Below are 26761 nucleotides of genomic sequence, written 5' to 3' on the forward strand. Positions count from 1 at the left end.
ATATTAAATCCAAACCGCGCCCGGCTGACCGGAGGCCCCGCATGTGTGCCCCGCATAAACCAGCGTGGCCCCGCGCAGTTGAGTTTGAAGGCCAGAGCGCCTATCTCCTCTCCAGCCCCTGCCGGCGCGATGATCATCAAAAGGGAATTCCAGTGGCCAACCACCTGTACAAAAACGACCTGCCCGACGGGCTGGACCTCGGTCCCGTTGTCGCCATCGACTGCGAGACCATGGGGCTGAACCCGCACCGCGACCGGCTTTGCGTGATTCAGATGTCCGGCGGCGACGGCAATGCCCATATCGTGCAGGTGGAAAAGGGCCAGTCCGAGGCGCCCAACCTGTGCCGGATGCTGGAAGACCCCAATGTGCTGAAGCTGTTCCATTTCGGCCGGTTCGACATCGCCGCCATGTATCATGCCTTCGGCGCCCTGGCCGCGCCGGTCTATTGCACCAAGATCGCCAGCCGCCTGGTGCGCACCTACACCGACCGGCACGGGCTGAAGAACCTGACACAGGAACTCTTGGCCATAGACATCTCCAAGCAGCAGCAGATGAGTGACTGGGGCGCGGAGGAGCTGACCGAAGCACAGCTCGACTATGCCGCATCGGACGTGTTGCACCTGCACAAGCTGCGCGACGCGCTGGACAAGCGGCTGGCCCGCGAAGGCCGCTCCGAGATGGCCCAGGCCTGCTTCGATTTTCTTCCCATGCGCGCCAAGCTGGACCTGGCCGGCTGGCCCGAAATTGACATCTTTGCCCACTCATGACCGATACAGAAAAATTCCTCGTGACCGCGCGGCAGGTGATCACCGATGAGGCGCAGGCGCTGAATGCCCTGGCCGAAAGCCTGGACGAGCGCTTTGCCGAAGCGGTGCAGCTGATTTTGCAGGCCAAGGGCCGCATCATCGTCAGCGGCATCGGCAAATCCGGCCATATCGGCCACAAGATTGCCGCAACGCTGGCGTCTACCGGGACTCCCGCCTATTTCGTGCATCCGGCCGAGGCCAGCCATGGCGATCTGGGCATGCTGTCCGAAGGCGATGTGGTGCTGGCAATCTCCAACTCCGGCGAGGCGCCGGAGCTGGCCAACCTGCTGGCCTTCACCCGCCGCTTTTCGATCCCGCTGATCGGGCTGTCCAGCAAGATGGACAGCACCTTGATGAAACAGGCCGACGTGCATCTGCAGATCCCCTCGCTGGGCGAGGCCTGCGGGTTCGGGATGGTGCCCTCGATCTCCACCACGCTGACGCTGGCGATGGGTGATGCGCTGGCGATTGCGCTGATGAAGCACCGCGATTTCCGCCCCGAGAACTTCCGCGACTTCCATCCGGGCGGCAAGCTGGGCGCGCAGCTGAGCAAGGTGCGCGACCTGATGCACGCGGGCGACGCCCTGCCGCTGGTCAGCGGGGACACCCCGATGGCCGATGCGCTGATCGAAATCAGCCAGAAGGGCTTTGGCGTCGCGGGCGTTGCTGCCGCCGACGGCTCGCTGGCCGGCATCATCACCGACGGCGACCTGCGCCGCCACATGGACGGGCTGCTGAACAAGACCGCGGCGGAAGTGATGACCGCAAGCCCCGCCACCATCGCCCCCGGCGCCATGGCGCAGGAGGCCGTCGCGGTGATGAACCAGCGCAAGATCACCTGCCTGTTTGTGGTCGACCCGGACAACGGGCAGAAGGCTGAGGGTTTGCTGCACATCCATGACTGCCTGCGCGCAGGCCTGGGCTGACCGGGCGCCGGGGGGAGCTGACGATGGACAGTCATTCCAGAGCCGTTGCCTATCTCAAGGTGCTGCTGCCGCTGGCGGCCCTGGTTCTGATGTCGACCCTGTTCCTGATCTCGCGGGGGGTGAACACCGATGCGGTGATCCCCTTTGCGCAGAAAGAGATCGAGGACCGGATGAAGGGACAGCAGGTGACCGCCCCGTTCTTTTCCGGCACCACTGCGGGCGGGGATGAGATCATGGTCACCGCCTCGCTGGCGCGTCCCGGCCGCGACGGCGCACCGGCGGTTGCCAGCGATCTGTCCGCCGACATCCAGCTTGCCCAGGGCGGCCGGATCACGCTGGCCTCCGAAACCGGCGCCATTCACCCGGACCAGGACATGGCACGGTTTGCCGGCAATGTGACAATCACCACAGCCGACGGGCTTGTGGTCGAAACCGAAGAGCTGAACACCGCGCTCAGCGGGCTGGAGGCCGACAGCCCCGGACCGGTCCGCGCCACCGGCGCAATCGGCGAGCTGACTGCGGGAAATATGCACATTGGCGTTAAAACCGAAGGCGGCCCGGTCCATATGCTGTTCAAAAACGGCGTGAAGCTGCTATATGACCCCCAGCAACCGGAAAGATAACCTGTGTCCTATTTGCGCACCCTGATCTTCTGCCTGCCGCTGGCGGTATTTCCCGGCCTCGCGGCAGCGCAAACGGCTTCCGTCGCCTTTGGCGCCGTCAAGGCCGACCCCAGCCAGCCCGTCGAAGTCACCGCCGACAATCTGGCGGTCAACCAGGCTGACGGATCCGCCGAATTCACCGGCAATGTTCTGATTGTGCAGGGCATCATGCGGCTGTCTGCGGACACCGTCCTGGTGATCTACAAAACCGCGGACGACAGCGGCGCCAAGGCAGGTATCGAACGGCTGGAGGCGGCCGGCAACGTGGTGCTGGTCAGCGGCCCTGACGCCGCCGAGGCGGAGCGCGCAGAATACACCATCGACAACGGCACCATCGTGATGACCGGCAATGTGCTGCTCAATCAGGAAGGCGGCACCCTGGCGTCGAACCGGCTGGAGGTGAACCTGACTTCGGGCACCGCCAAGATGGCCGGCCGGGTGAAGACCATCCTGAACCCCAACGGCGGCAGCAACTGATGGCGAAACCCGACCTGACCGTGACCGAAGGCTCCTCCGGGCTGCGCATCGAGCGGCTGCGCAAATCCTACCGCAAGCGGGTGGTGATCCGGGACGTCTCGATGTCGCTGAACCGCGGCGAGGTGGTGGCGCTGCTGGGGCCCAACGGCTCCGGCAAGACCACCAGCTTTTACGCCATCGCAGGCCTGGTGTTTCCCGAAGCGGGCACCGTCAGCATCGACGGCCAGAACGTGACCGGCCTGCCGATGTACCGCCGCGCGCGCCTCGGCATCGGCTATCTGCCGCAGGAAATGTCGATCTTCCGCGGCCTGTCGGTGGAGGACAACATCTCCGCCGTGCTGGATATTTCGCAAAAGCATGAGCACAAACGCCGCGAGCGGCTGGAAGAGCTGCTGTCGGACTTCTCGATTGAGCATCTGCGCCGCGCGCCCGCGCTGGCGCTGTCCGGCGGTGAGCGCCGCCGCGTCGAAATCGCCCGCTGCCTGGCCGCCGATCCCAAGTATCTGCTGCTTGATGAGCCCTTTGCCGGCGTGGACCCGATCTCGGTCGGCGACATCCGCCATCTGGTGGGCGACCTTAAAAAGCGCGGCATCGGCGTGCTGATCACCGACCACAATGTGCGCGAAACGCTGGAGATCGTCGACCGCGCCTATATCCTGCATGACGGGCAGGTGCTGATGTCCGGAAGCCCCGAGGAAGTGGTCGAAAATGAGAACGTCCGCCGGGTCTATCTGGGCGACAATTTCCGCATTTCCTGAGCCGCTGCGCCGGCGGCGGGCACCCCGGAAATATGCCTGAAAGGCAGGCTTCATTTTTCGGGAATATCCATTGACTCTCCCGCTGTCTTGCCGTCGAATTGGCCCATGGCATACGCGCAGTCCGATGCAATCCGCTCATCAGCCTTGGCGACAAGGACCGGATGGATGCACCCGGACGGCTGGCCTGCCCCCCGGTTCCGGACCTGATGTGACAGCGCCAAGGATTGCCTTGGCGGCGGGCCCGGCCGCAATAATTTGTGAAGGAGATCACATGCGTTACAAAATCAGCGGTAAACAGATCGACATCGGTGAAGCTCTGCAGACCCATGTGCAGAACGAACTGGGGTCGGCCGTTCAGAAATATGCCGAACGCCCGACCGACGCGGCTGTGGTCTTTTCCCGTTCGGCGCATGAGTATGTGTGTGAAGCCACCGTCCATCTGTCGACCGGATTGAGCGCCCAGGCCAAGGCGCATGCAACGGAGATCTATGCCGCTTTCGAGGCCTGCTGCGAAAAGATGGAAAAACAGCTGCGCCGCTACAAGCGCCGCCTGAAGGACCATCACAAGGACCGCAGCGAGCCGGTTGAACATTTGGGCGCCAACTCGTATATCCTCGCGGCTGAGGAAGCGGATTCCGAACCGGACACGCTGCAGCCCATCATCGTCGCGGAAATGGAAACCCGCATTCCGTCTCTGTCGGTCGGGGAAGCGGTGATGCAGATGGAGCTGGCAGGCGCCCCGGTTCTGGTCTTCCGCAACGAAGGCAAGGACGGATTGAATGTGGTCTACCGCCGCGAAGACGGCAATATCGGCTGGATTGATCCGTAAACACATCTAAGGCATCGGCGCCCCGCCGGGGGCGCCGGAACGGAGCAGACATATGCAGATTTCCAGCATCCTCAAGCCAGAGGCCGTCCGGGTAATCGGAGCGGCCTCGAGCAAGAAGCGGTTGTTCCAGGAAGTCGCAGATATTGCTCAGACAGCCTATGGGCTGGACGCCCAGCCCACGGTCGAGGCCTTGCTGGACCGCGAGAGCCTCGGCCCCACCGGTGTCGGCCATGGCGTCGCCCTGCCGCACGCCCGGCTGGGCAGCATCAGCGAGGTCTGCGGCGTCTTTTTGATCCTTGAGAAACCGCTGGATTTCGGTGCCGTCGACCGTCAGCCGGTGGACATCGCCTTTGCCCTGTTTGCGCCGGAGGATGCAGGCGTCGAGCACCTGAAGGCCCTGGCGCTGGTGTCGCGCACCCTGCGCGAGCAGAGCTTCTGCACCAAGCTGCGCGCCAACCACGACCCGGCCACGCTTTACACCATCCTGACCGAGGACCAGTCCGTCCAGGCCGCCTGATCCCGGCGCGGCGCGTGTTGCGTCCGGTCAGCCGGCTGACCAGAAGGCCAGCGGGAAGTTGCCGCCCCGCCGCCGCAGTCTCCGGCCAAGGCAGTCCAAGCTCCGCAAGCGCTCCCGCCCGTCATCGGCCGCCGTCCGGCGGCGCTCTTCCCGTTGGGCCGGGCATGGGCCACGGCCTGCGGCCCCGCCCCATGCGGCAGCATCCCTTAGCCCGGTTTGAGTGTCACCGCACAGACCTGCGCCAAGCGCCGCGCCGCACTGTGTGCGGCGCCGGGCCCAAGGCCGCCAAGGGTATTTGGCGCAGCCAATACCCTGCGGGCGCGGGAGCGCACCGCCTGCCCCAAGCCGTCCGGGTCAGTCTGCGCGCCAGGGTCCGAAACCGAACGCCAGATAATCACGCTGGTAGACCGACGCGATCAGCGCTTCCAGACCGGCGTCGTAAATCTCATCCAGCGCAAATGGCTGCTCCGGCAGCGCGGCCGGAACCGGCCCGGGCTCCATCCGCCCCAGTTTCCGCGCCAAGGCCGGCAAGTCGTCTGCCATCTCCGTTTCGCGGATCAGCAGATCCGGCACCCCGGCGCCGGCGAACCCCTCCAGCGCCTGGCTCTGGCTGGCCCATTCCGCGTCCAGCCGGACCGAGGTCTGACCCGCCAGGCTGGCCCGCACGAACTCCAGGAACGTGGCGAACGCCTCCCGGTGCTGCGCCCGGGTGTACCCCTCGCCCGGCCCCGCCTCCGGCACCGCCAGCCCGAACTGCCGCCGCAGCGTGTTGCGGATCTGCCGGTAACTGCCCGCGCCCGCGTTCAGGATCCGGCGGCAGAACACCGCATGGGCCCGCGCCGCCGGATGCCGCAGCACGGTAAAGCTGCGAAAGCCCTTGTTGCCGCGCTTCCACTGGCGCAGCTGCTTCTGGTTCAGGCCCCGGATCAACCCGTCCGGCGCGACCCGGTCCAGATCCGCCATCCACTGCTCCACCTCCGCCTCCGGCCCGCCCTTGAGCGGCAGATACAGGAGCGGCGTCACCGCACCCGCCACATAGCCCGGCACTGCCGGGCCTCGGCGCGGCTCGAAGTTCGGGGTGCGGGTCAGGTTGAACCTGTCCAGGCCGGACAGGGCCGCCTGCATCTCCTCGGGATTGGCCACCTTGTCCAGCACCGGCGCCGGGTTCTGCCGCTTGAGGCTCTCGTCCAGCGCCTCCAGCTGTTGCGGGACCCCCAGCCAGCGGGCCAGCCCGTTCATCACTGCGACGCTTTGCAAGTCCTCGTAAGCAACATAAAACGCAGTCTGGCCCAGCGCCTGCAGCCGGTTCAGCAGCGTCATCTGAAAGGCCTGCAGCGTTTCGACATGGGCGGCAAACTCCGCCGCATCAAACTGTGCCTTGGCCTCCTTGCGGCGCTTCACATTGGTCAGCTTCCATTGCCCGGTCTCCTGGGCGATCTTCCAGGACACGTAGCTGTCCAGCGGATTGCGCGTCAGCACGATCTTGGCGCAGCGCGGATCCTCCAGCATCTGATCCAGCACCCGCGGATCATGGTCGTGGAAGTAGCGGAACCCGCCCAGCACCCCCGGCTGCGCCCTGATCTCCTGGATCAGCCGCGCCGGATCGGCCTCGCGCAGGCTCTGGGTCACACCCAGGATATCCGCGGAATCGGGATAGCCGATGAAATGCGGATTGAACGCCTCGCCATGACAGGCGAGCCCATCAAAGGCATTCAGATTGGTTTCCAGAAAATTGGACCCGGTCCGCATTTCGGCAAAGACAACGAAGTAATCAAAAGCGGGTACAGACATAAGCGGTTATCGCACCAGATAGGGTTTGCGCTGCGGCGTTGACGGGCTGACAGGCATCGGTCCGGCCGGAAAATCCCCCATCAGATAGGGATGCATCCCCTGGTTCTTCAGAGTCTGCAGAAACTGACCAAAGCCTTCAAGATCCGTCATCCTCGGGGCCTCGCTCAGGTGGCGGGCGGAGATCGCGCCGATTTCGCCAAGGACGGTCTGCAGCGGTTCCATCGGCGCCTCGGCAAAGTCTGCCATGCTCCAGATCCGCACCCGCGCCTTGGTCCATTGCGACCGCAGGATCTTCAGCTGCTCCGCCTCGATCTGCTGCAGCCGCGCCGCCTCCTGCCGCAGTTCCGCGAAACTGCGGCTGGATTTGAACAGCGGCACCGCCCAGGCCCCGCTGATGACCGAGATCTGCGCATTTGTATCGCGCGCCAGCAGCCAGTTCACCGCCTGATTGTCGCGCGGGCCGAACTGAAAGCACTGGCGCTCGCCGCGGGTATTCCAGATCAGGCTGGTCAGAAAGCTTTCCGGATTGCAGTCGCGCGCTTTGGCATTGCTGTTGAGGCAGCCGTTGACCAGTCTCTGCGCTTGCGCGAATTCCGCCCCCTCCGGCGCAAAGAGATGGCCGTGCACCCGGGCGCCAGTGGTTCTGGCCAGCCAGGGCTCAAAATCCTCGAACAGCTCCGTAAAACCCTGGAACACCGAATAGGGGCTGGAGGTGATCCCGTTTTCCGACCCCTGCCCGGGAAAGCGGCTTTGCATGTAAAGGCCGGGCCGCCCGCGGGTGCGCCGTTCCACCGCCTTGGCAAAGATCCGGTCGATCTTGCCGGGGTTCGGCTCGGTCCGTTTCATCGCCCCGGCAGAATCCGTCAGGAATGCCTGATACAGCCGGTCCGCATGCGGCCAGATCTTACGCGCGACAAAACAGTCGGACCGGCGCAAGAGCTGCAGATGGTCGTCATAGAAGATATGCGGCTTGCCCTGAAAATCGAACTTGCTCAGCGTCAGGGAGCGGCTTTCGATATTGCTGGAATACCGCCGCACCAGGGTCTGGAAATAGCTTTCGTCCGGGATCCAGACCTTGCGGAAGTAGGCGTCATAGGCCGGGCGCTCCGGGTCCTCCAAGATCGCCGACAGGGTTTGCCGGGTCAGGCACCACCACTGGCTGCCCATATGCGGCACCAGCCCGGGCGGGATCCGCCGCTTGAACCGCAGCTTGCGCTGCAGGTTTACATAGCGGTCGAACAGGTAGCGGTGCTTTTTCCAGGAGAACGGGAACCGCAGCGTGAACCGTTCATGGCTGAGGCCGCCGACAATCCAAGGCACATCCGCGGTGGTGGCACTTTCGATGAAATCGGTGTCCGGGCGCGCGGCCAGGTAATCGATCAGCTCCTGCACCGGCCTGAGCGGCAGGCAGGAGCCCGAGGCGAGGTAGACGTGGCGCACATCCGGAAACTCCGCCAGCATCACCTCAGACGCCGCCTGCGAGGCGGCAACGATACCCCAAGTGCCCCATTCGCAGCGGTGGCGGGTGGAAAACCGCACCAGCGGGTTGCCGTCCAGCGACCGGCGGAAGCGGTCAAACGCTTCCTGCCGGACCTTGCGGTCCACATGCAGCACAACCGGGCAGCCCGCCGCGGTCCAGTGGCGCACCACCTGCGCCGCCCGTTCCAGCGCGGTGTGGACCAGCATGACAACCCCGGCCGTGCTCATGCCCAGTTGCCCTTGGACATCAGCCCCAGGATCTCAAGCTGGCGCCAGTTGATGTATTTCTCGCTCCATTTGCACCACAGCTCCGGCTGCTCCGTCAGCTTGGCGGCATAGGCCTTGTACTCCACCGATCCGCCGTAATGCTGGCCGCGCTCCAGCTCCTCCTGCGCCTTGGCGGTGAAGGTGTCGAGGAACTTGGTGTGCAGCAGTGCGCCGCTCGCCTTTTCGCCGCCGTCGGTCTCATAAACCTGGTTCAGCCCGCGCGGCAGCAGCGCATGGGTGGAGCTGGCATAGGCATAGCGGCGGTGCCATTTCACCAGCGGGATCTTGTTCAGCGCCGGCGCCCGGTCCGGCTGGTCGGCAAAGAACATCCGCGCCCGCGGCCCGCCCTGGATCCACAGGTTGCCGTATTCCGGGTTGCGGCGGATGGTGTAATTGCCGCTGTCGAACCAATGGGCAATCTCCAGCGGATTCTGCCCCGCCTGATACGGCACCTCACCGATCCGCCCCTTGGGGTAAACATCCAGCAGCATCGCCGAGAAGCTGCGGATAGCCGAATTGTCCAGCCAGTCGGTCAGCGCCCGGATCGGCCGCGTGTCGCAGAACGGGTAGATAAAGAACTCATCCGGATCGACCACCAGCACCCAGTGCCCATGGGCGTATCTGCGCTTGAGACAGTTCATCCAGTCGATGCCAAAGCCCGCGCGCTTGTAGCTTGCCGTGGTGTGCCACAGCGAGACATCCGCCATCCCGCGCAGGTAATCCGCCGTGCCATCGGTGGAGCCATTGTCCACAAATAGGAAATGGTTGATCCCAAGTCCGCGGTAGTACTGCAGGAAATAGGGCAGCCGGATCTGCTCGTTGCGCATGGTGCAGACCAGCAGGATATCCTTTGGGCGGATCGACCGTGTATTGTCCTGCACAGACGTCAGCTCACCGGACTTGCGCACGGCGCGGACCAGCCGCCGTTTGCGCCGCAACCGCATCCGGTAAGAATCCCAAAGCCCCACGTTTACTCCAAACCCTTTTCCAAGGAGCGCGCCAGCCTGCCGAAGCCGCCCCGCACCTTCGGCAAGTTTCCGCGCAATATGTCACGGGCATATGGTATTAACAACGGATTTAGAAACAGTTACGCGGACGCACGGCGCGGCTGCAACACCCCGCGCCGGACATGGCGGTCACCAGGAAAGCGGCGTCATCAGGCCCAGCTCTGCCAACTGGTCCGGACCGCTGTAGCGGGCGGATCCCGGGCGCCACAGATCCGGCGCTTGCGCGATCCGGTCGTAATAGGTGTCAAATTGCTGCGGCGTGTGGAAATGCTGCTGCCGCTGTTTTTCCGTGGCCGATCTGGAAACAATTTCCGGCAGGAACTTCGTGTGCAGCAGCACCCCTGACGGCGCTGTGCCGCCCGGCCCGCCGTATTGCGCATTCATCCGCGGCGGAAGCATCGAATGGGTGGAGTTGATATAGGCATAGCGCCGGTTCCAGCGCACCAGCGGCAGCTTGTTCAGCGTGGGCGACCGCTCCGGCTGGTCCGGAAAGAACATTCTCTCGCGGGCGCCGCCCTGCACCCACAGATTGCCCATCGGCTGCTGCCGCACCGCGCGGTAAGGCCCGGCGTCAAACCACTGCAGCACCTCGCACGGGTCCTGCCCGGGTGCATAGCTCTGCGCGCCCAGCGGCCCCTTGGGATAAAGATCCAGCATCAGCGCGCCAAATCCCGTGCGCCCCTGCTGTTCCAGCCGCTGCGTCAGGGCGTCCAGCCCATGCGTCTCCATGCCCGAATAGACCAGCAGCTCATCCGTATCGACCGTCAGGCACCAGCGCCCGTGGCCATACCGGATCAGCAGCCAGCCCAGCCAGTCGAGACCAAAACGCGTGTCCCGGTAGCTGCCGCCGGCGCGCCACAGGGACACATCCGGCTGGTCCGCCAGCAGTTCGGCGCTGCCGTCATCGCTGGCGTTGTCCACGGCCAGGAAATGCACCGCGCCCAGGCGCCGGTAATGCTCAAGGAAAAAGGGCAGCCGGGTGATCTCATTGCGCAGGACGATGAAGACGAGGACGCCTTCCTGGGGGATCTGACCGGTGCGGTCCGCGGCCTTGGCCATCCCGCGGCGGGCCCGCAGGGCCCGCCACAGCATCCGCCGCCGCTTCCACCGCATCCGGTAGGCCCCGGTCAGGCCCAGCGGCGGCAGATCAGGGGCGGCGGGGCCAGTCATGCTCAGGCCTCGTAATGGCCCGTCTTATGCCACTTCCAGGCATCGGCGATCATGGTTTCCAAGGTGGAGCGCCGCGGCTCCCAGCCCAGATCGGTCACCGCGCGGGTCGAGCCCGACACCAGCTTGGTGCAGTCGCCAGCCCGGCGCGGTCCGGTGTTGCAGGGCACTTTCTGGCCGGTCACGGCCTCCGCCTTGTCCATCACCTCACGGACAGAGAAGCCCGAACCAGTGCCCAGGTTGAACACCTGGCTGCCGTTGCCGTGTTCCAGCCACTTCAGGCCCAGCACATGCGCGTCCACCAGGTCGCAGACATGCACGTAATCGCGGATGCAGGTGCCGTCCGGCGTGTCGTAGTCGGTGCCGAAGATGGTCAGCGCATCGCGCTTGCCCGCAACTGCATCCAGCACCAGCGGCACCAGATGGGTCTCGGGCCGGTGGAACTCGCCCACCTCGGCCTCGGGGTCAGCACCCGCCACGTTGAAGTAACGGAAAATCACCGACCGCAGCCCGTGGGCGGCGCCGAAATCCTTGAGGATATCCTCCACCGCGCGCTTGGAGGCGCCATAGGCATTCAGCGGCAGCTGCGGGGTGTTTTCGTCCAGCACCACATTGTCATGCTCGCCATAGGTGGCGCAGGTGGAGGAGAACACGAAGTCCAGGCAGCCCGCCGCCACCGCGGCCTCCACCAGGTTCAGCGACCCGCCGGTGTTGTTGGCCCAGTAGCGGCCCGGCTCGCTCATCGCCTCGCCCACCTGGCTCAGCGCCGCGAAATGCATCACCGCGGCCGGCCGGTATTTGGCAAACACCTCATCCAGCCGGGCGCGGTCGGTCAGGTCGCCCTTCTCGAAGGGGCCGAACTTGACCGCATCCTGCCAGCCGGTCACCAGGTTGTCGTAGGTTACAGGAGTATAGCCCGCCGCCTTAAGTGCCTTGCAGGCATGCGAGCCGATGTATCCGGCACCGCCGGTCACAAGGATATTTGTCACTGTCTCTGCCCCATGCTGGGCCGCCCCCGGGAGGGCGGCCAGAGTGGTTACTGCGCGGCCTTTCCGACCTGCGCGATTTCGGTGATGTAGCTCAGCAGGTCGTCCCGCAGCTCATCGCGCGCCAGTGCAAAGGCGACGGTCGCCTGCAGGAAGCCCGCCTTGGAGCCGCAGTCGAACCGCTGGCCGCGGAAGCGGTAGCCGTAGACCGGCACATCCTTGGCGATGTCTTCGGCGATTGCATCGGTCAGCTGGATTTCGCCGCCCGCGCCCTGCTTCATCTTGTTGAGGTTCTTCAGAACCGACGGCGCCAGGATGTACCGGCCGATCACCGCCAGGTTCGACGGCGCCTCTTCCATCTTGGGCTTTTCCACCATGCCGTTGGCGGCAACCACCTGGCCCATGTCCTCTTTCACGTCGAGCACACCGTAAGACGATGTCTGCTCCGGCGGAACCTCCATCGCGGCAACCATGTTGCCGCCGGTTTCCTCGTAGGCTTCGACCATCTGCTGCAGACAGGGCTTTTCCGCCGCGATCACGTCGTCCGGCAGGATCACCGCAAAGGGTTCATTGGCGATCAGCCGGCGCGCGCACCAGACCGCGTGGCCGAGGCCCAGCGCCTTGTGCTGACGGATATAGGCAATGGCACCGGATTCCATGTCTGTGCTCTTGAGGATTTCCAGCAGGTCGTCCTTGCCCTTCCTGCGCAGCTCCTGCTCCAGGACCGGCGAATGGTCGAAGTAGTCCTCCAGCGCGCCCTTGCCGCGCGAGGTGACAAAGATGAATTCCTTGATCCCGGCAGCGCGCGCCTCGTCGATGGCGTATTGCACCAGCGGCCGGTCGACCAGGGTCATGATTTCCTTAGGCACCGACTTGGTTGCCGGCAGGAACCGCGTCCCCAGGCCCGCAACCGGAAAAATTGCCTTAGTTACTTTTCTACGCATGTCGTTCTCACTGTACTTTAATTACCGGGCCTGCGGCTGTCTCCAGCGCGAGCCGCGGAGAAGCTGGCGCGCATTATGCCCGGCCGCCCCCAACGAATTTCAACGCAGCTGCCTGCTGCCCTCTGCGGCCGCGGGTATGCAACCTTCGCGTGCCTTTACTGTCTCTCATTACCATGATCCAGTCACTCGTGCCCCATTTTCTTCATCATAGCCTCCAGGCGCGGCACGTCCTCAGGGTTGTTCAGCTCCCAGAACTCCCGTCCGCGCGCGTCCACTTCAACACACAGCACCTTGCGCCCGTTCTCCAGGAACCGCAGCTGCTCCAGGCCTTCCAGGTTTTCCAGCGGCCCGGTCCGCCACCCAGAATACGCTGCTAGGGCATCCGGGCGGTAGGCATAGACGCCGACGTGATGAAAGACCGGCGTGTTTTCGCCAGCGCCATAAGCCTTGCCGCAATAAGGCACCACCTCTTTGGAGAAATAGAGCGCGCTGCGGTCCTCGGCAAACACCGCTGTGGTGCCGCCGACCCGGCCCGCCTTGCGGTCTGCCAGCAGGCTGTTCAGCGTCTCGCCGTTGCAGCGCAGCACCGGCGTCGCCAGCTCCATGCCGGGCGCATCGCGCAGGCCGGCAACCAGATCCTCGACAAACCAATGCGGGGTCAGCGGCGCATCGCCCTGCAGGTTCACCACGATCTCATAGCCGCCGCCCAGCGCCGCATGCGCCTCGGCGCAGCGCTCGGTGCCGTTGGCGCACTCCGGCGCGGTCATCACCACCTCGGCGCCGAACGCCTCAGCCGCGTCCTTGATGCGATCGTCATCCGTTGCCACCACCACCCGGTCCGCGCCCTGCACCGAACAGGCCGCCCGCCAGGAGCGCTCCACCAGGGTACGCTTTTCACCGGTGGCCCCGGTCAATGGCACCAGCGGCTTGCCGGGGTAACGGGTCGAGGCGTAGCGGGCGGGGATGACAATCAGGACAGACATCAGGCTTTCTTCAATTCCACAGCCGGTGCATAGGCGATGAAGAACGGGTTCGCATAGCCCTCTTTACCGTAAATAAGCGGGGAATGATCGTCAAAACGCACCACTTTCCCGCCTGCACCCGCCAGCACCGCGTGACCGGCGGCGGTGTCCCACTCCATGGTGCGGCCGACACGCGGATAAAGATCCGCCTCGCCGGTGGCCACCAGGCAGAATTTCAGCGAAGAGCCTGCGCTCTTCATGTCCTTGACGCTGTACTTGCCGATGTAATCGTCGGTTGCCTGATCGCGGTGCGATTTCGAGGCCACCACCATGAGCGCCGAATTGTCGCTGTCCGCAACCCGGATCGGGCGGATTTCCCCGATGGTTTCGGGGTCGAACGCGCCTGTTTCCTCGACCGCGCTGCCGTCCGCCAGGGTAAAGAACATCCGCTCCTTTGCCGGCGCATAGACCACGCCGCGGGTCGGCACGCCCATTTCCACCAGCGCGATATTGACGGTGAAATCGCCGCGGCGGTGGATGAATTCCTTGGTGCCGTCCAGCGGGTCGACGATCAGGAAGGTGTCGCCGCGCGCACTGTGCGAAGCCGCCTGCTCCTCGGTAACCAGCATCATGTCCGGGAACGCCGCCCGCAGACCCGCCGAAATCAGCGCATCCGCGGCTTCATCCGCTTCCGTCACCGGGCTCTCGTCGGATTTCACCTTCACGCCGAAATCGTCGGAGTTGTAGATCTCCATGATCTTTGCGCCGGCCTCGATGGCCAGGCGGCGGATCACGGGCACCAGGTCTTCATATGTCACGCGGACCTCCCTGTCGGGTTTAATTGAAAATTTGCCTCTCGTCTCTTATGCTGTGCAGACAGCAGAACGGCAAGCAGCCGCATCGGATTCGAGCAGAGAATACAGGCCTCATGTTTCAGCAGCGCACGCAGCAATCCTGGATCTCCGGTTTTGTCGCCCTCACAGAGGTCGTGTTCCACTCCGTCGTGCGCAGCGTCCGCTCCAAGCATAACAACGCCTTTGCCGCGCTTGGCCTGAACATCATGCAGGCGGTGCTCTTTGTGGCCGCATTTTACGTGATGTTTGCGCTCCTTGGGCTGCGCGGCTCCGCCATCCGCGGCGATTTCCTGCTGTATGTGATGTCCGGCATTTTTCTGTTCATGGTGCACACCAAAACCGTCAGTGCGGTTGCAGGCGCCGAAGGGCCCAGCAGCCCGATGATGCAGCACGCCCCGATGAACACGATGGTGGCCATTCTGTCCGCGGCCATCGGCGCGCTTTATATTCAGGTGCTTTCGCTGTTCATCATCCTGTTTGTCTATCACGTGGCCTTCACCCCCCTGCATATCGAAGATCCGGCGGGGGCTTTCGGCATGGTGCTGCTGGCCTGGATCACGGGCGCGTCCGTGGGTCTGGTGTTTCTGGTGCTCAAACCCTGGGCGCCCGGCTTTGTCAGCATCCTGACCATGATCTACCAGAGGGCCAACATGATCGCTTCCGGCAAGATGTTTCTGGCAAACACGCTGCCCAGCTTCATGCTGGCGATGTTCGACTGGAACCCGTTGTTCCACTGCATCGACCAGTCCCGCGGCTTTGTGTTCATCAACTACAACCCGCATTTCAGCTCCTGGCAGTATGCGGCCTGGGTGGCACTGGTGCTGATCGTGATCGGTCTGATGGGCGAGTTCTACACCCGCCGCAACGTCTCCCTCAGCTGGAGCGCGCGGCGATGAGGGCGATGAGACGGTGCGCTGCTGCCGCCCTGCTCTGGCTGGCCGCCGCCACTCTGCCGGCCGCAGCGCAGGAGTTTCCGGCGCTTTACAGCGTCGCCGGCGTGGCGGCGGATGACGTGCTGAACATCCGCAGCGCCCCTTCAGCCGCCGCTGACATCATCGGCACCCTGGCGCCGGACCAAACCGGGGTTGAGGTCGTGGCAGCGGACGGCAGCGGCACATGGGGCCTGGTGAACAGCGGCGAGCGGTCGGGCTGGGCCGCCCTTCGGTTTCTGACACTGGAACCCCGGGACGACTGGCGCAAGCGCCAGAAACAGGCCCTGAACTGTTTTGGCACGGAGCCCTTCTGGTCGCTTGCGCTGGATGAAACGCCAAACCTGACCACCCCGGGCGGGCCGGAGATGCCGTTCGTGCTGCTGGCGCGCGAACCTGGCTCAAACCACAGCGGCAAATCGGGCTTCCACGCTGTCCGCCGGAATGACGGCAATGTCTCACACACCGAACCGGTGGCGCTGTCCGGCACGCTGACTGCGCAGCAATGCTCCGATGGCATGTCTGACCGGACCTACGGCATCTCGATTGACCTGCTGCAGTTGCGCGGCGCCGGGCAATTGGACGTTCTGACCGGGTGCTGCTCGCTGGTGCCCTAAGCAGCGTTCCGCCCCAAGACTTTTACTGAAAAAGTCTTGGCAAAAGTTTTCCGGAAAACTTTTGCGCCCCGCCGCCGGCGTCAGGTCACTACTCTCAATGTCAGGTTGATCCGCCCGCCCTTGGGCAGCAGGCGGGAGGATTTGAACCGGATCCGGTCCACCCCGTGATACATCAGCCGCGCCTCGCCGCCCATCACCACCACATCGCCCGAGCTGAGCCAGACCGACTCCGTCCTGCCGCCGCGGGTCCGGTTGCCGATCCGGAACAGCCCGTCATCGCCCAGCGAGACCGACACCACGGGAAAGGAAAAATCCGCCTCGTCTTTGTCCTGGTGCAGCCCCATCCGGGCCCCCTCGCCGTAATAATTCAGCAGGCAGCATTCCGGTTCGCGCTCCAGCCCGGTCAGCTGCCGCCAGATCTCCAGCACCGGTTTCGGGATCGCGGGCCAGGGCCGCCCCGACGGGTGTGCTTCGGCATAGCGGTAGCCGGAGGCATCCGAATACCAGCCGAATTTCCCGGCCGAGGTCATCCGCACCGACATCTGCCCGCCGCCCGGCACCACCGGCGAAAACAGGGGCGCTGCCTTCAGCACAGGCCGCAGCGCCTCAATCAGCGCCGCCTGCCGGGCGGGCTCCAAACAGCCCTTGTGGATATCGAATCCGCGCACGCGCAGCAGGGTCATTGCCGTTCATCCATCCTTAACCAAGACCGCTGCAAAAAAGCGCATTGATTCACGCTTGGCCGCGCGCCTGAGCGCTTGCAGGGCCGTTTTCACGTCCCTATATACGCCGGGACGCGGCAAGGTGCAGACCAAACCGCAACTTCAGATCGGGGCCGGGATGCCGCAACGGGTTCAGGCCTCGGGTAATCGCCTTGAGTAAATGTAAGGGATCGAACATGAGCAAAGTTATCGGCATTGACCTGGGTACCACCAACTCCTGCGTGGCCATCATGGATGGCTCCCAGCCCCGCGTGATCGAAAACGCCGAGGGCGCGCGCACCACCCCGTCGATTGTCGCCTTCACCGATGAAGAGCGTCTGGTCGGCCAGCCTGCCAAGCGCCAGGCGGTGACCAACCCCGACAACACTGTTTTCGGCGTCAAGCGCCTGATCGGCCGCCGGTTTGACGACCCCGCTGTCGCAAAAGACAAGAAAATGGTGCCGTTCTCCATCGTGAACGGCGGCAACGGCGACGCATGGGTCGAAGCAAAGGGTGAGAAATACTCCCCGTCGCAAATCTCCGCTTTCACCCTGGGCAAGATGAAGGAAACCGCGGAATCCTACCTGGGCGAGGAAGTCACCCAGGCGGTGATCACCGTGCCTGCCTACTTCAACGACGCCCAGCGTCAGGCCACCAAAGACGCCGGCAAGATCGCGGGCCTCGAAGTGCTGCGCATCATCAACGAGCCGACCGCGGCTGCGCTGGCCTATGGCCTGGACAAAGAGAACACCCAGACCATCGCCGTTTATGACCTCGGCGGCGGCACCTTCGACGTGACCATTCTGGAAATCGACGACGGCCTGTTCGAAGTGAAGTCGACCAACGGCGACACCTTCCTGGGCGGCGAAGACTTCGACATGCGCATCGTCAACTACCTGGCGGATGAGTTCAAAAAGGAAAACGGCGTCGATCTGTCCAAGGACAAGATGGCTCTGCAGCGCCTGAAAGAGGCTGCAGAAAAAGCCAAGATCGAACTGTCCTCCACTTCGCAGACCGAGATCAACCAGCCGTTCATCTCGATGGACCCGTCCTCGGGCCAGCCGCTGCACATGGTGATGAAGCTGACCCGCGCCAAGCTGGAAAGCCTGGTTTCCGACCTGATCAAGCGTTCGATGGACCCCTGCAAGGCGGCTCTCAAGGATGCAGGCCTCTCCGCCTCCGACATTGACGAGGTGGTTCTGGTCGGCGGCATGACCCGGATGCCGCGTGTCATCGAGGAAGTGACCAAGTTCTTCGGCAAGGAGCCGCACAAGGGTGTGAACCCGGATGAAGTGGTTGCCATGGGCGCCGCGATCCAGGCCGGCGTTCTGCAGGGCGACGTCAAGGACGTGGTGCTGCTCGACGTGACCCCGCTGTCGCTGGGCATCGAAACCCTAGGCGGCGTCTTCACCCGCCTGATCGACCGCAACACCACCATCCCGACCAAGAAGTCGCAGGTGTTCTCGACCGCGGAAGACAACCAGAACGCCGTGACCATCCGCGTGTTCCAGGGCGAGCGTGAAATGGCTGCCGACAACAAGATGCTCGGCCAGTTCAACCTGGAAGACATCCCGCCGGCACCGCGCGGCATGCCGCAGATCGAAGTGACCTTTGACATCGACGCCAACGGCATCGTGTCGGTCGGCGCCAAGGACAAGGCGACCGGCAAGGAACAGCAGATCACCATCCAGGCATCCGGCGGCCTGTCCGACGACGACATCGAAAAGATGGTCAAGGACGCCGAAGCCAACGCCGAGGCGGACAAGGAACGCCGCGAGCTGGTGGAAGCCAAGAACCAGGCCGAATCGCTGATCCACTCGACCGAGAAATCGGTGGAAGAGCACGGCGACAAGGTCGACCCGTCCACCGTCGAAGTGATCGAACTGGCCGTGGCTGCGCTGAAGGACGATCTGGAGAACGAGAAATCGTCCGCCGAGAAGATCAAGTCCGGCATCCAGAACGTCACCGAGGCCGCGATGAAGCTGGGCGAGGCGATCTACAAGGCGCAGGCCGAAGAAGCCGAGGAAGAGCCCGCAGCCGCGGATAATGCGTCCGCAGGCCCGGCCGATGACGACATTGTTGACGCCGAATTTGAAGACCTGGACGACGACAAGCGCTAACGCCTGACACTCAGGCCAAAGCGGGCCGGTCCGTACCCCGGACCGGCCCATTTTCGTTGAGGCAGATGGGGTAACCGATGTCAAAACGCGACTATTACGACGTTCTCGGGGTAGCCAAAGGCGCCACCGCTGACGAAATCAAAAAAGGCTTTCGCAAGAAGGCCAAGGAACTGCATCCCGACCGGAACAAGGACAATCCGGACGCCGAGGCGCAGTTCAAAGAGGCCAATGAGGCCTACGACGTTCTGAAGGACGCTGACAAAAAGGCGGCCTACGACCGCTTTGGCCATGCCGCCTTTGAAAACGGCATGGGCAGCGGCCAGCGCGGCGGCCACGGCCAGGGCTTTGGCGGCGGCGATTTCTCCTCCGCCTTCTCGGATGTGTTCGACGATCTGTTCGGCGACTTCATGGGCGGCCAGCGCGGCGGCGGCGGACGGCAGCGGGCCGCCCGCGGTGCCGACTTGCGGTATAACCTGCGGGTCTCGCTCGAAGAGGCCTTTTCCGGCCTGCACAAGACCATCAAGGTGCCGACGTCAGTGGCCTGCTCCTCTTGCGAGGGCACCGGCGCCGAAGGCGGGGTCGAGCCGACCAACTGCCCGACCTGCTCCGGCATGGGCAAGGTCCGCGCGCAGCAGGGCTTCTTCACCGTCGAACGCACCTGCCCGACCTGTTCGGGCCTGGGCCAGATCATCAAGAACCCGTGCAAATCCTGCCATGGCCACGGCCGGGTGGAAAAGGACCGCTCGCTGTCGGTGAACATTCCGGCAGGCGTCGAAACCGGCACCCGCATCCGCCTGGCAGGCGAAGGCGAAGCCGGCCTGCGCGGCGGCCCTCCGGGCGACCTCTACATCTTTGTCGAGGTCTCGGCGCATAAGCTGTTCGAGCGTGACGGCAACAACCTCTACTGCCGGGTGCCGGTCAGCATGGCCAAGGCAGCACTTGGCGGCTCCATCGAGGTGCCGACCATCGACGGCGGCCGCGGCCGGGTGCAGATCCCCGAGGGCAGCCAGTCGGGCCGTCAGATGCGCCTGCGCGGCAAGGGCATGCCGGCGCTCCGTGGCGGCGCCACCGGCGACATGTTCATCGAACTGGCGGTGGAAACCCCGATGAACCTCACCACGCGCCAGAAGGAGCTTCTGCGCGAGTTCGAGGACATCTCCGCGGAAAACACCAACCCCGAATCCCGCAGCTTCTTCTCTTCGGTGAAAAGCTTCTGGGACGGAATGAAAGGCTGAGGCCGGGGTTTTGCCCAGCTGAGCCGCAGATGAAAGCGCCCCTGCCGGGGCGCTTTTTCTTTAGCGCTCCGCCCGAACCTATTGCCAGCCGGCCGCGGCAGAATCCAGGCACGCCGCACCGCGGCGGTGCACAGGGGGTGTACAGGGGGTGCACGCCTGTCACCCCCGCTCTGCCGCCGCATCGCGGCGTACCTTGCGGCGGGAGTTAACACTTCCTCAACCATGATGGCGGCACTATGGCAGTATGGCACAGGATCCCGCATTCGAGGACGTCTCCCTGCCGCTGTTTCCCGGCGGCGACGACACCCCTGCGGCCCCCCTGTCTCCGGGCCGCCTGCCCTCCTACATCAAGGACCACCGCGCCCGCCTGCGCGAGCGCTTCATGCAGGGCGGCGCCGCGGCAATGCCGGATTACGAGCTGCTGGAGCTGCTCCTGTTCCGCTCCATCCCGCGCCGGGACGTCAAACCTCTGGCGCGGCAACTACTTGATACCTTTGGCGATTTCAACCGCGTGGTGACTGCCTCACCGGAACGTCTGGCGAGTGTCAAAGGCATCGGCGATGCCGTCATCATCGATTTCAAAGTGTTGGAGGCTGCAGCCCACCGGATGGCCCGCGCCCGGGTGATGCAGCGGCAGGTGATCTCCAGCTGGGACGCGCTGCTGGACTATTGCCACACCACCATGGCCCACCGCGAGACGGAGCAGTTCCGTATCCTGTTCCTGGACCGCAAGAACGTGCTGATCGCGGACGAGGAACAGGCCCGTGGCACCGTCGATCACGTTCCCGTATACCCGCGGGAGGTCGCCAAACGCGCCCTTGAGTTGAACGCCAGCGCCTTGATTTTAGTGCACAATCACCCGTCCGGCGACCCCACACCATCGGACAGTGACATCGGCATGACGGACCAGATCCAGGCCGCCCTCACCGCACTTGGCATCACCCTGCACGACCACCTGATCATCGGCAAATCCACCGAACTCAGCTTCCGCGCCCAGGGGCTTCTCTAGCGCGGCCGCACCGCGCGCCAGCGCGGTGCCCGGCCCAAGGGGTTGCAGGGCATCCCTGATGCCTTGCCAAACGCGCGGGAGCGCGCCCGGCGTGCCGCTCCTAGCGCACCCAGACCTCGACCCGGCGGTTGATCTGGCGGCCCCAGGCGCTGTCATCACAGGCCATCGGCAGCGCCTCGCCAAAGCCCTCGGTCCGGATCCGAACCCGGCTGATATCGGCAGTCTCGGCGGCCTTCACCACTGCGTCACGCACTGCGCCCGCGCGTTTCAGCGCGATCTGCCGGTTGCCCTCCGCAGGCCCGACACCGTCGGAAAACCCCGCAAAAACAATCTCCTTGGCATCAAATTCCCCGGCTTCCAGCGCCCGGGCCAGCTGCTCGATATTGCTGCGGGACTGCGCATCCGGGCGGGCTGAGCCGGGCTCGAACCGGAAGGAGGCTGTCAGCCGCCGCATCCCGCCCAGCACCGTGACCAGCCGCTGCAGCTCTTCCAGCCCGGCCTCACCCTCTGCGGCCAGGATCGCATTGGCAAAGCGGCTGCCCTGGCGGCTGACCGGGATCAGCTCCGGCGCCTGGTCCACGAACCCCGCCCGGCGGATCACTGCCTGCGCCGCAGGCCCGCGGACATAGGTCAGGAAATCCCGCGCCACCTTGGGCAGGCGGCGGGCCGGCAGATACAGGAACATCGGCACCGTCAGCGGATAATCCTCGGTCTTCACCGCCCAGCGGCTGGCCTGCAGGGAAAACCCGCACGGCCCCGTCAGCGTCAGCATCCGCGCCGCGCCCTTCTCCGCATAGCTGGCGATGCCGATGGAAAACGGGTCGACCAGAACCTGGCGCACCAGTGTGCTGCTGCGGTCGTGACGCCGGATCTGCGGCGCGAACCCGGCGCCAAAAGGCGCCATCAGCTTATCCTCCACCGCCTGCGCCAGCCCGGAGCCGGACACTGGCATATGCAGGGAAATCGGCGCGTCGGGGCCGCCAAGCTCCTTCCAGTTGGCAATCCGGCCGGACAGAACCTGCGCCAGTTGCGGCAAGGAAATCTCCCGCACCGGGTTGCCGGGCGCCACAACCGGCACAAAGGCGTCCAGCGCCAGCACGCGGCTGCGGCCAGGTCCGGTCAAATCCCCCAGCTGCGCGGCGCGGGCGGCCTTTTGCTCCAGCGGGCGGATCTCGCGCAGCGCCATCGCCACATCGGCCTCATCCACGATCAGCGCCGCAAACCCGGCATCGGTATTGCTGGCCGTGAAGGTGAACCGGGCAGCCGGCTGCTGGCCGCGCAGCAGGACATGGCTGAAGTTGCCCTGCGGCAGCGGTTCGCGCCGGGTCTGGTAGCCGTTGCGCAGCGCGAACCCCTCGATCAGCGCCGGCAGCAGCACTTCGGACATGGTGGATGACCCCGCCAGGGTGATCTCCGCCACAAACCCGGACAGGCTGGGACAGCCCGGCCCCTCGCAGTACACGCCGGAGCCGTCCACGGTGAGTTCGCCGAACTGGGTCTGCACCCGGTAAAACTCGCCGTCGAAGCCCAGCAGCGTGCCGGTGATCTCAACCGCGCCATCCGGCGAAGAGAGGGTGACATCCTCGGCCGCAAGCGCGCGCGCGAAAGCCGCCAGAAAAAGTGCGGCGCAGACGGCCGCACGCAAGAAGGTCATATGGATACCTGAAGTTACTGCAAATCAGTTTGAGGCGATTTTCAGGTCTTCCACCAGATTATTCAACACCAGAAAACTGCCCTGAGCATCGCAATCCGGCATTGCAATCACCAGATCCCGGCTGCTGAGCCGTCCGCCGCTCAGCTGCAGCGCCTGGGCCGAAATATCGCGGCCGCAGTTGAGGCCCGTCACCTCCGCTTCGGCGGTCAGGGAGACCGTGCCGGAGCGGCCTGGGTGGCTGGCCGGCACACTGTAGATTTCGGCGATCCGCGGCGCCAGAAGGCTGGCATCACCAAGCCGGATCACCTGCCCGGCAGCTGCGCCGGGCACCGCCCCGTGCCAGACATGGCCGGTGCTGTCATACCCCGCGCCGAACTCCCGGGCGTGGATTTCAAGGCCGCTGCTGCCGCTCCACTGCAGAACCACGCGCTCCACGGTCTCCGCGTCCGCAGCTTCGGCAACGGCAACCGCACCGCCTCCGCTAGCGGTCTCCGCAATATAAACCGCGGTCCGCGTCAGGGCCGGAACCTGCGCTGCGAAGTGCCCGGACCGGTCCAGTGCGGCGGTGAAGGTCATGCCGCTGTGATGCACGGTCAAGCGCTCGCCGCCGTGGCACGGCGCGGAAACGGTGAGGGACACCATGGCCATGGGGCCAGCTTCAGCCGCTGCTGTCACATTGCAGGCGCCGGGCTGCGCCAGAGGCGCGGATTGCGGCTGTGCGTCAGAAAGGGCCGGTTCAGCCCGGCGGGAGGTCAGGGTGATATTCTCGATCTTGAGTTCAGCCGGCCCGGGTTCGGGCGGCAGCTGCGGGTCCGCTGCGGCAGCCGCCTCCCCCGCCCAGCGGGGGCTGGATGCCTGCATAAAGAACCCGATGCCCAAGGCGCACGCCAGTGTCATCGCACTTGTCAGCACCACCTGTTTGCTCAGCATGGGATCCTCCTGAACCTGTCTGTCGAAGCAAGCTTGGCTGAAAATGCCGGCCGGTTTGTGGCCTCAACCGGGAGAGATTCCGGCAAATGCGGCAGCTTTGCCATCATTGTTGCAGAGGCGGAAACAACAACGCGGGAGCGCAAGCGGGGAACTCCCGCGCCTGCGGGCGCCCTGGCTGCGCCAGAAACTCCCTGGCAGCCTTGGGCGTGGCGCTGCGCATCGCGCAGCGCTACGCCCAACGGGAGCGGTCTTTGGACAAGGACCGGCGACGGGCGGGAGTACTCCCCCTCCGCGGCCGGGCGGCAGGTTCCGGTGTTTTGGCCGGACCCTGAGTGTTCGGGGCCTGCGGTCAGGCGAGGCTGCCGTGGCAGTGCTTAAACTTCTTGCCGGAGCCGCAGGGGCATTTGTCGTTGCGCGAGGGGTTGCCCCACGTGGAGGGATCATCCTCGGCAAAGCCCGGTACGGGTTCTTCTGCGGCGGCTTCAGCAGGGGCAGGCGCGGCCGCCATCTTCTGCATCGCAGCCTGCCGGGCCGCCATTTCCATCAGCATCTGCTGCTGCTCTTCCTCGGTCATCGGGCGCACCCGGCTCAGCTGCTGAGACACTTCCTCGCGCAGGGAGTCGAGCATGCTTTCAAACAGCTGGAAGCTCTCGTTCTTGTACTCATTGAGCGGATCGCGCTGCGCGTAGCCGCGGAACCCGACAACCGAGCGCAGATGCTCCAGCGTCAGCAGGTGTTCGCGCCATTTCTTGTCGATGGTCTGCAGCAGCACCTGCTTTTCAATGTTGCGCATGTTCTCCGGACCAAAGGCCTCGGCCTTTTCCGCCATCAGCTTGTCGGAGGCCTCCACCAGGCGCTCGCGGATCTGCTCGTCATCGACGCCTTCTTCGGCGGCCCATGCCGCCACCGGCACCTCGATGCCCAGCATCTCGCGCACTTGCTCCTGCAGGCCCGCGGTGTCCCACTGGTCCGCATAGGTCTTGGGCGGCATGTGGGTGTCGAGCAAGTCGTCGATCACCTCGTGGCGCATGTCGTCGACGATTTCGGACAGGTCCTCGGCTGCCATGATCTCGCGGCGCTGGCTGAAGATCACCTTGCGCTGGTCGTTCATCACGTCGTCGAACTTCAGCACGTTCTTGCGCATGTCGAAGTTGCGGCCCTCGACCTTGGCCTGGGCGCGTTCCAGAGACTTGTTCACCCAGGGGTGAATGATCGCCTCGCCTTCCTTCATGCCCAGCGACGACAACAGCTTGTCCAACCGTTCGGAACCGAAGATGCGCATCAGGTCGTCTTCGAGGCTGAGGTAGAAGCGGGTGCGGCCCGGGTCGCCCTGGCGGCCCGAACGGCCGCGCAGCTGGTTGTCGATGCGGCGGCTTTCGTGGCGCTCGGACGCCATAACAAACAGCCCGCCGGCATCCAGCACTTTCTGCTTTTCCTCGGCGTGCTTGGCTTCCTCAGCCGCACGCAGCTGGGCCGGATCCGCATCGGGGTTTGCCTCCAGCGCCTCCAGCACCTTCAATTCGACGTTGCCGCCCAGCTGAATGTCGGTACCGCGGCCGGCCATGTTGGTGGCGATGGTCACCGCGCCAAAGCGGCCGGCATCGGCGACGATCTGCGCTTCCTGCTCATGGTGGCGGGCGTTCAGCACGTTGTGCGGGATGCCTTCCTTCTCCAGCAGCTGGCTCAGCAGCTCTGATTTCTCGATCGAGGTGGTGCCCAGGAGGACCGGCTGGCCCTTCTCATTTGCCTTCTTGGCTTCCTTGATCATCGCCTCGTATTTCTCGCGGGCGGTGCGGTAGACCTGATCGTCCTCGTCCACCCGCGCGATCGGGCGGTTGGTCGGCACTTCGACCACGCCGAGGCTGTAGATTTCGGCGAATTCCTCAGCCTCGGTCATCGCAGTGCCGGTCATGCCCGACAGCTTGTCGTAGAGGCGGAAGTAGTTCTGGAAGGTGACAGAGGCCAGAGTGGTATTTTCGGGCTGGATCTGCACGTCTTCCTTGGCCTCGATGGCCTGGTGCAGCCCTTCGGACAGGCGGCGGCCCGGCATCATGCGGCCAGTGAATTCGTCGATCAGCACCACCTGGCCGTCGCGGACGATATAGTCCTTGTCGCGCTGAAACAGCTTGTGCGCGCGCAGGGCCTGGTTCACGTGGTGAACGACGGTTGTGCTTTCGGGATCGTAGAGCGAGGCCTCTTCTTCCAAGAGCCCATGCTGGCGCAGCGTCTGCTCCAGATACTCGTTGCCGTCCTCGGTGAAAGTCACACCGCGGGTTTTCTCGTCGACCTCAAAGTGCTCCTCCGACAGCAGCGGGATCATCTTGTCGATGGTCGCGTACAGCTCGGAGCGGTCCTCGGCGGGGCCAGAAATGATCAGCGGGGTGCGGGCCTCGTCAATCAGGATCGAGTCCACCTCGTCGACGATGGCAAAGTTGTGCTGCTTCTGGAACACCTGATCCAGCGACGGTTTCATGTTGTCGCGCAAGTAATCGAAGCCCAGTTCGTTGTTGGTGGCATAGGTGACGTCGCAGCCATAGGCGGCCATCTTCTCGGCGTCGGCCTGGCCGGACCAGATCACGCCGGTGGTCATGCCGAGCTGGGCAAACACCTTGCCCATCCATTCGCTGTCGCGCTTGGCCAGGTATTCGTTCACCGTGACCACATGCACGCCCTTGCCGGTCAGCGCGTTCAGATAGGCCGGGAAAGTCGCCACGAGGGTTTTGCCCTCGCCGGTCTTCATCTCGGAAATGTTGCCCTGATGCAGGAACACGCCGCCCATCAGCTGGGTGTCAAAGGCGCGCAGGCCCAGGGCCCGCTTGGCCGCTTCGCGCACGTTGGCAAAAGCCTCCGGCAGCAGCGCGTCCAGGCTTTCGCCGTCCAAGGCGCGCTTGCGCAGCTCGTCAGTCTTGCCGATCAGCCCGTCATCGCTGAGCTTCGCGAACTCGTCCTCCAGCGCGTTGATCTGTGCGATCAGCGGCCGCGTCGCCTTGATCCTACGGTCGTTCGGCGTGCCGAAAACCTTTTTGGCGAGTGTTCCGAAACCCAGCATGTTTTCTCCAGCGATCCTATCTCCGGCCTTTGCATCGGGCAGGCTTGCCCGCCATGTCCGCAACCCATAAACAAGGTGGAAAGAC

24 protein-coding genes are annotated in these 26761 nt (G+C 64.5%); 12 read left to right on the top strand and 12 right to left on the bottom strand.

The annotated features are described in order from the left end of the window. The first annotated feature begins 152 nt into the window (after positions 1-152). The 7 genes from PHA8399_RS16920 (at position 153) to PHA8399_RS16950 (ending at position 4975) form a co-directional block, all read left to right on the top strand. Positions 153-767 carry a ribonuclease D gene (locus tag PHA8399_RS16920; protein WP_058287300.1) on the top strand — a complete coding sequence of 205 codons (615 nt, stop codon included), beginning with the start codon at positions 153-155 and terminating at the stop codon, positions 765-767. Further along, the gene (locus PHA8399_RS16925; protein ID WP_058287301.1) at positions 764-1732 is read left to right on the top strand and encodes a KpsF/GutQ family sugar-phosphate isomerase; all 969 of its coding nucleotides are present in this window, start codon (positions 764-766) and stop codon (positions 1730-1732) included. Before PHA8399_RS16920 ends, PHA8399_RS16925 begins: the two co-directional genes overlap by 4 nt. Positions 1733-1755: 23 nt before the next feature. Beyond that, positions 1756-2355 (top strand): LPS export ABC transporter periplasmic protein LptC, encoded by a 600-nt coding sequence (lptC, locus tag PHA8399_RS16930; RefSeq protein ID WP_058287302.1) that lies wholly within the window; start codon positions 1756-1758, stop codon positions 2353-2355. A 3-nt stretch (positions 2356-2358) separates the two neighbouring features. Beyond that, positions 2359-2871 carry an LptA/OstA family protein gene (locus PHA8399_RS16935; protein ID WP_058287303.1) on the top strand — a complete coding sequence of 171 codons (513 nt, stop codon included), beginning with the start codon at positions 2359-2361 and terminating at the stop codon, positions 2869-2871. Continuing rightward, a complete protein-coding gene (gene lptB, locus PHA8399_RS16940; protein WP_058287304.1) occupies positions 2871-3629 on the top strand; it encodes an LPS export ABC transporter ATP-binding protein in 759 nt (252 codons plus the stop codon). The genes PHA8399_RS16935 and lptB overlap by 1 nt, the downstream gene beginning before the upstream one ends. Before the next feature lie 271 nt (positions 3630-3900). Further along, positions 3901-4458: a ribosome hibernation-promoting factor, HPF/YfiA family gene (gene hpf, locus PHA8399_RS16945; RefSeq protein WP_058287305.1), complete on the top strand. Its 558-nt coding sequence runs from the start codon at positions 3901-3903 to the stop codon at positions 4456-4458. A gap of 52 nt (positions 4459-4510) precedes the next feature. Further along, the gene (locus PHA8399_RS16950) at positions 4511-4975 is read left to right on the top strand and encodes a PTS sugar transporter subunit IIA (RefSeq protein ID WP_058287306.1); all 465 of its coding nucleotides are present in this window, start codon (positions 4511-4513) and stop codon (positions 4973-4975) included. Positions 4976-5329: 354 nt separating this feature from the next. Here PHA8399_RS16950 and PHA8399_RS16955 read toward each other — a convergent pair whose 3' ends face one another. From PHA8399_RS16955 to cysQ, 8 genes are all read right to left on the bottom strand, one after another. Next, on the bottom strand, positions 5330-6766 hold the full coding sequence (locus PHA8399_RS16955; protein WP_058287307.1) for a hypothetical protein: 1437 nt from the start codon (positions 6764-6766) through the stop codon (positions 5330-5332). A 6-nt stretch (positions 6767-6772) separates the two neighbouring features. Beyond that, entirely contained in the window at positions 6773-8473 is a 1701-nt protein-coding gene (locus tag PHA8399_RS16960; RefSeq protein ID WP_058287308.1) for a DUF5927 domain-containing protein, read from the bottom strand. After that, positions 8470-9456, bottom strand: a complete 987-nt coding sequence (locus PHA8399_RS16965; RefSeq protein ID WP_058287596.1) for a glycosyltransferase family 2 protein — start codon at positions 9454-9456, stop codon at positions 8470-8472. The genes PHA8399_RS16960 and PHA8399_RS16965 overlap by 4 nt, the downstream gene beginning before the upstream one ends. A gap of 192 nt (positions 9457-9648) precedes the next feature. Further along, positions 9649-10689 (bottom strand): glycosyltransferase family 2 protein, encoded by a 1041-nt coding sequence (locus tag PHA8399_RS16970; RefSeq protein WP_058287309.1) that lies wholly within the window; start codon positions 10687-10689, stop codon positions 9649-9651. 2 nt (positions 10690-10691) lie between these two features. Next, positions 10692-11675 (bottom strand): UDP-glucose 4-epimerase GalE, encoded by a 984-nt coding sequence (gene galE / locus PHA8399_RS16975; protein ID WP_058287310.1) that lies wholly within the window; start codon positions 11673-11675, stop codon positions 10692-10694. Between the two features lie 47 nt (positions 11676-11722). After that, positions 11723-12616, bottom strand: coding sequence for a UTP--glucose-1-phosphate uridylyltransferase GalU (gene galU, locus PHA8399_RS16980; RefSeq protein WP_058287311.1), 894 nt, complete (start codon positions 12614-12616; stop codon positions 11723-11725). 182 nt (positions 12617-12798) lie between these two features. Further along, entirely contained in the window at positions 12799-13599 is an 801-nt protein-coding gene (locus PHA8399_RS16985) for a 3-deoxy-manno-octulosonate cytidylyltransferase (RefSeq protein ID WP_058287312.1), read from the bottom strand. After that, the gene (gene cysQ, locus PHA8399_RS16990; RefSeq protein ID WP_058287313.1) at positions 13599-14396 is read right to left on the bottom strand and encodes a 3'(2'),5'-bisphosphate nucleotidase CysQ; all 798 of its coding nucleotides are present in this window, start codon (positions 14394-14396) and stop codon (positions 13599-13601) included. The genes PHA8399_RS16985 and cysQ overlap by 1 nt, the downstream gene beginning before the upstream one ends. Positions 14397-14506: 110 nt before the next feature. On the opposite strand from cysQ, the gene PHA8399_RS16995 reads away from it, so the two are divergent. Both PHA8399_RS16995 and PHA8399_RS17000 read left to right on the top strand, forming a co-directional pair. Further along, positions 14507-15328 carry an ABC transporter permease gene (locus PHA8399_RS16995; protein WP_058287314.1) on the top strand — a complete coding sequence of 274 codons (822 nt, stop codon included), beginning with the start codon at positions 14507-14509 and terminating at the stop codon, positions 15326-15328. After that, positions 15325-15978: an SH3 domain-containing protein gene (locus PHA8399_RS17000; RefSeq protein ID WP_244270246.1), complete on the top strand. Its 654-nt coding sequence runs from the start codon at positions 15325-15327 to the stop codon at positions 15976-15978. Before PHA8399_RS16995 ends, PHA8399_RS17000 begins: the two co-directional genes overlap by 4 nt. 80 nt (positions 15979-16058) lie before the next feature. Here the strand turns inward: PHA8399_RS17000 and PHA8399_RS17005 are convergent, their stop codons facing one another. Next, on the bottom strand, positions 16059-16661 hold the full coding sequence (locus PHA8399_RS17005; RefSeq protein ID WP_058287316.1) for an alpha-ketoglutarate-dependent dioxygenase AlkB family protein: 603 nt from the start codon (positions 16659-16661) through the stop codon (positions 16059-16061). Between the two features lie 215 nt (positions 16662-16876). Between PHA8399_RS17005 and dnaK the strand changes: the two genes are divergently transcribed. The 3 genes from dnaK (at position 16877) to radC (ending at position 21043) form a co-directional block, all read left to right on the top strand. Then, positions 16877-18799, top strand: coding sequence for a molecular chaperone DnaK (dnaK, locus tag PHA8399_RS17010; RefSeq protein WP_058287317.1), 1923 nt, complete (start codon positions 16877-16879; stop codon positions 18797-18799). A gap of 77 nt (positions 18800-18876) precedes the next feature. After that, positions 18877-20034: a molecular chaperone DnaJ gene (gene dnaJ / locus PHA8399_RS17015; protein ID WP_058287318.1), complete on the top strand. Its 1158-nt coding sequence runs from the start codon at positions 18877-18879 to the stop codon at positions 20032-20034. A gap of 244 nt (positions 20035-20278) precedes the next feature. Then, the gene (gene radC, locus PHA8399_RS17020) at positions 20279-21043 is read left to right on the top strand and encodes a RadC family protein (protein ID WP_058287319.1); all 765 of its coding nucleotides are present in this window, start codon (positions 20279-20281) and stop codon (positions 21041-21043) included. A 100-nt stretch (positions 21044-21143) separates the two neighbouring features. On the opposite strand, the gene PHA8399_RS17025 is transcribed toward radC, so the two are convergent. The 3 genes from PHA8399_RS17025 to secA all read right to left on the bottom strand — a co-directional run bounded on the left by PHA8399_RS17025 (position 21144) and on the right by secA (position 26676). Continuing rightward, on the bottom strand, positions 21144-22697 hold the full coding sequence (locus tag PHA8399_RS17025; protein ID WP_058287320.1) for a phosphate ABC transporter substrate-binding/OmpA family protein: 1554 nt from the start codon (positions 22695-22697) through the stop codon (positions 21144-21146). A 24-nt stretch (positions 22698-22721) separates the two neighbouring features. Further along, positions 22722-23627 (bottom strand): hypothetical protein, encoded by a 906-nt coding sequence (locus tag PHA8399_RS17030; protein WP_058287321.1) that lies wholly within the window; start codon positions 23625-23627, stop codon positions 22722-22724. Positions 23628-23976: 349 nt separating this feature from the next. Next, positions 23977-26676 carry a preprotein translocase subunit SecA gene (secA, locus tag PHA8399_RS17035; RefSeq protein ID WP_058287322.1) on the bottom strand — a complete coding sequence of 900 codons (2700 nt, stop codon included), beginning with the start codon at positions 26674-26676 and terminating at the stop codon, positions 23977-23979. Positions 26677-26761: the final 85 nt, after the last annotated feature.

The organism is Leisingera aquaemixtae, assembly GCF_001458395.1.
GTDB classification, from domain to species: domain Bacteria; phylum Pseudomonadota; class Alphaproteobacteria; order Rhodobacterales; family Rhodobacteraceae; genus Leisingera; species Leisingera aquaemixtae.

Excerpts from the sequence above, each read along its gene's own strand:
- PHA8399_RS16925 (WP_058287301.1), top strand. The coding sequence starts at position 764 with ATGACCGATACAGAAAAATTCCTCGTGACCGCGCGGCAGGTGATCACC.
- lptC (WP_058287302.1), top strand. The coding sequence starts at position 1,756 with ATGGACAGTCATTCCAGAGCCGTTGCCTATCTCAAGGTGCTGCTGCCG.
- lptB (WP_058287304.1), top strand. The coding sequence starts at position 2,871 with ATGGCGAAACCCGACCTGACCGTGACCGAAGGCTCCTCCGGGCTGCGC.
- hpf (WP_058287305.1), top strand. The coding sequence starts at position 3,901 with ATGCGTTACAAAATCAGCGGTAAACAGATCGACATCGGTGAAGCTCTG.
- PHA8399_RS16950 (WP_058287306.1), top strand. The coding sequence starts at position 4,511 with ATGCAGATTTCCAGCATCCTCAAGCCAGAGGCCGTCCGGGTAATCGGA.
- PHA8399_RS16955 (WP_058287307.1), bottom strand. The coding sequence starts at position 6,766 with ATGTCTGTACCCGCTTTTGATTACTTCGTTGTCTTTGCCGAAATGCGG.
- PHA8399_RS16960 (WP_058287308.1), bottom strand. The coding sequence starts at position 8,473 with ATGAGCACGGCCGGGGTTGTCATGCTGGTCCACACCGCGCTGGAACGG.
- PHA8399_RS16965 (WP_058287596.1), bottom strand. The coding sequence starts at position 9,456 with ATGCGGTTGCGGCGCAAACGGCGGCTGGTCCGCGCCGTGCGCAAGTCC.
- PHA8399_RS16970 (WP_058287309.1), bottom strand. The coding sequence starts at position 10,689 with ATGACTGGCCCCGCCGCCCCTGATCTGCCGCCGCTGGGCCTGACCGGG.
- galU (WP_058287311.1), bottom strand. The coding sequence starts at position 12,616 with ATGCGTAGAAAAGTAACTAAGGCAATTTTTCCGGTTGCGGGCCTGGGG.
- PHA8399_RS16985 (WP_058287312.1), bottom strand. The coding sequence starts at position 13,599 with ATGTCTGTCCTGATTGTCATCCCCGCCCGCTACGCCTCGACCCGTTAC.
- PHA8399_RS16995 (WP_058287314.1), top strand. The coding sequence starts at position 14,507 with ATGTTTCAGCAGCGCACGCAGCAATCCTGGATCTCCGGTTTTGTCGCC.
- PHA8399_RS17000 (WP_244270246.1), top strand. The coding sequence starts at position 15,325 with ATGAGGGCGATGAGACGGTGCGCTGCTGCCGCCCTGCTCTGGCTGGCC.
- PHA8399_RS17005 (WP_058287316.1), bottom strand. The coding sequence starts at position 16,661 with ATGACCCTGCTGCGCGTGCGCGGATTCGATATCCACAAGGGCTGTTTG.
- dnaK (WP_058287317.1), top strand. The coding sequence starts at position 16,877 with ATGAGCAAAGTTATCGGCATTGACCTGGGTACCACCAACTCCTGCGTG.
- dnaJ (WP_058287318.1), top strand. The coding sequence starts at position 18,877 with ATGTCAAAACGCGACTATTACGACGTTCTCGGGGTAGCCAAAGGCGCC.
- radC (WP_058287319.1), top strand. The coding sequence starts at position 20,279 with ATGGCACAGGATCCCGCATTCGAGGACGTCTCCCTGCCGCTGTTTCCC.
- PHA8399_RS17025 (WP_058287320.1), bottom strand. The coding sequence starts at position 22,697 with ATGACCTTCTTGCGTGCGGCCGTCTGCGCCGCACTTTTTCTGGCGGCT.
- PHA8399_RS17030 (WP_058287321.1), bottom strand. The coding sequence starts at position 23,627 with ATGCTGAGCAAACAGGTGGTGCTGACAAGTGCGATGACACTGGCGTGC.
- secA (WP_058287322.1), bottom strand. The coding sequence starts at position 26,676 with ATGCTGGGTTTCGGAACACTCGCCAAAAAGGTTTTCGGCACGCCGAAC.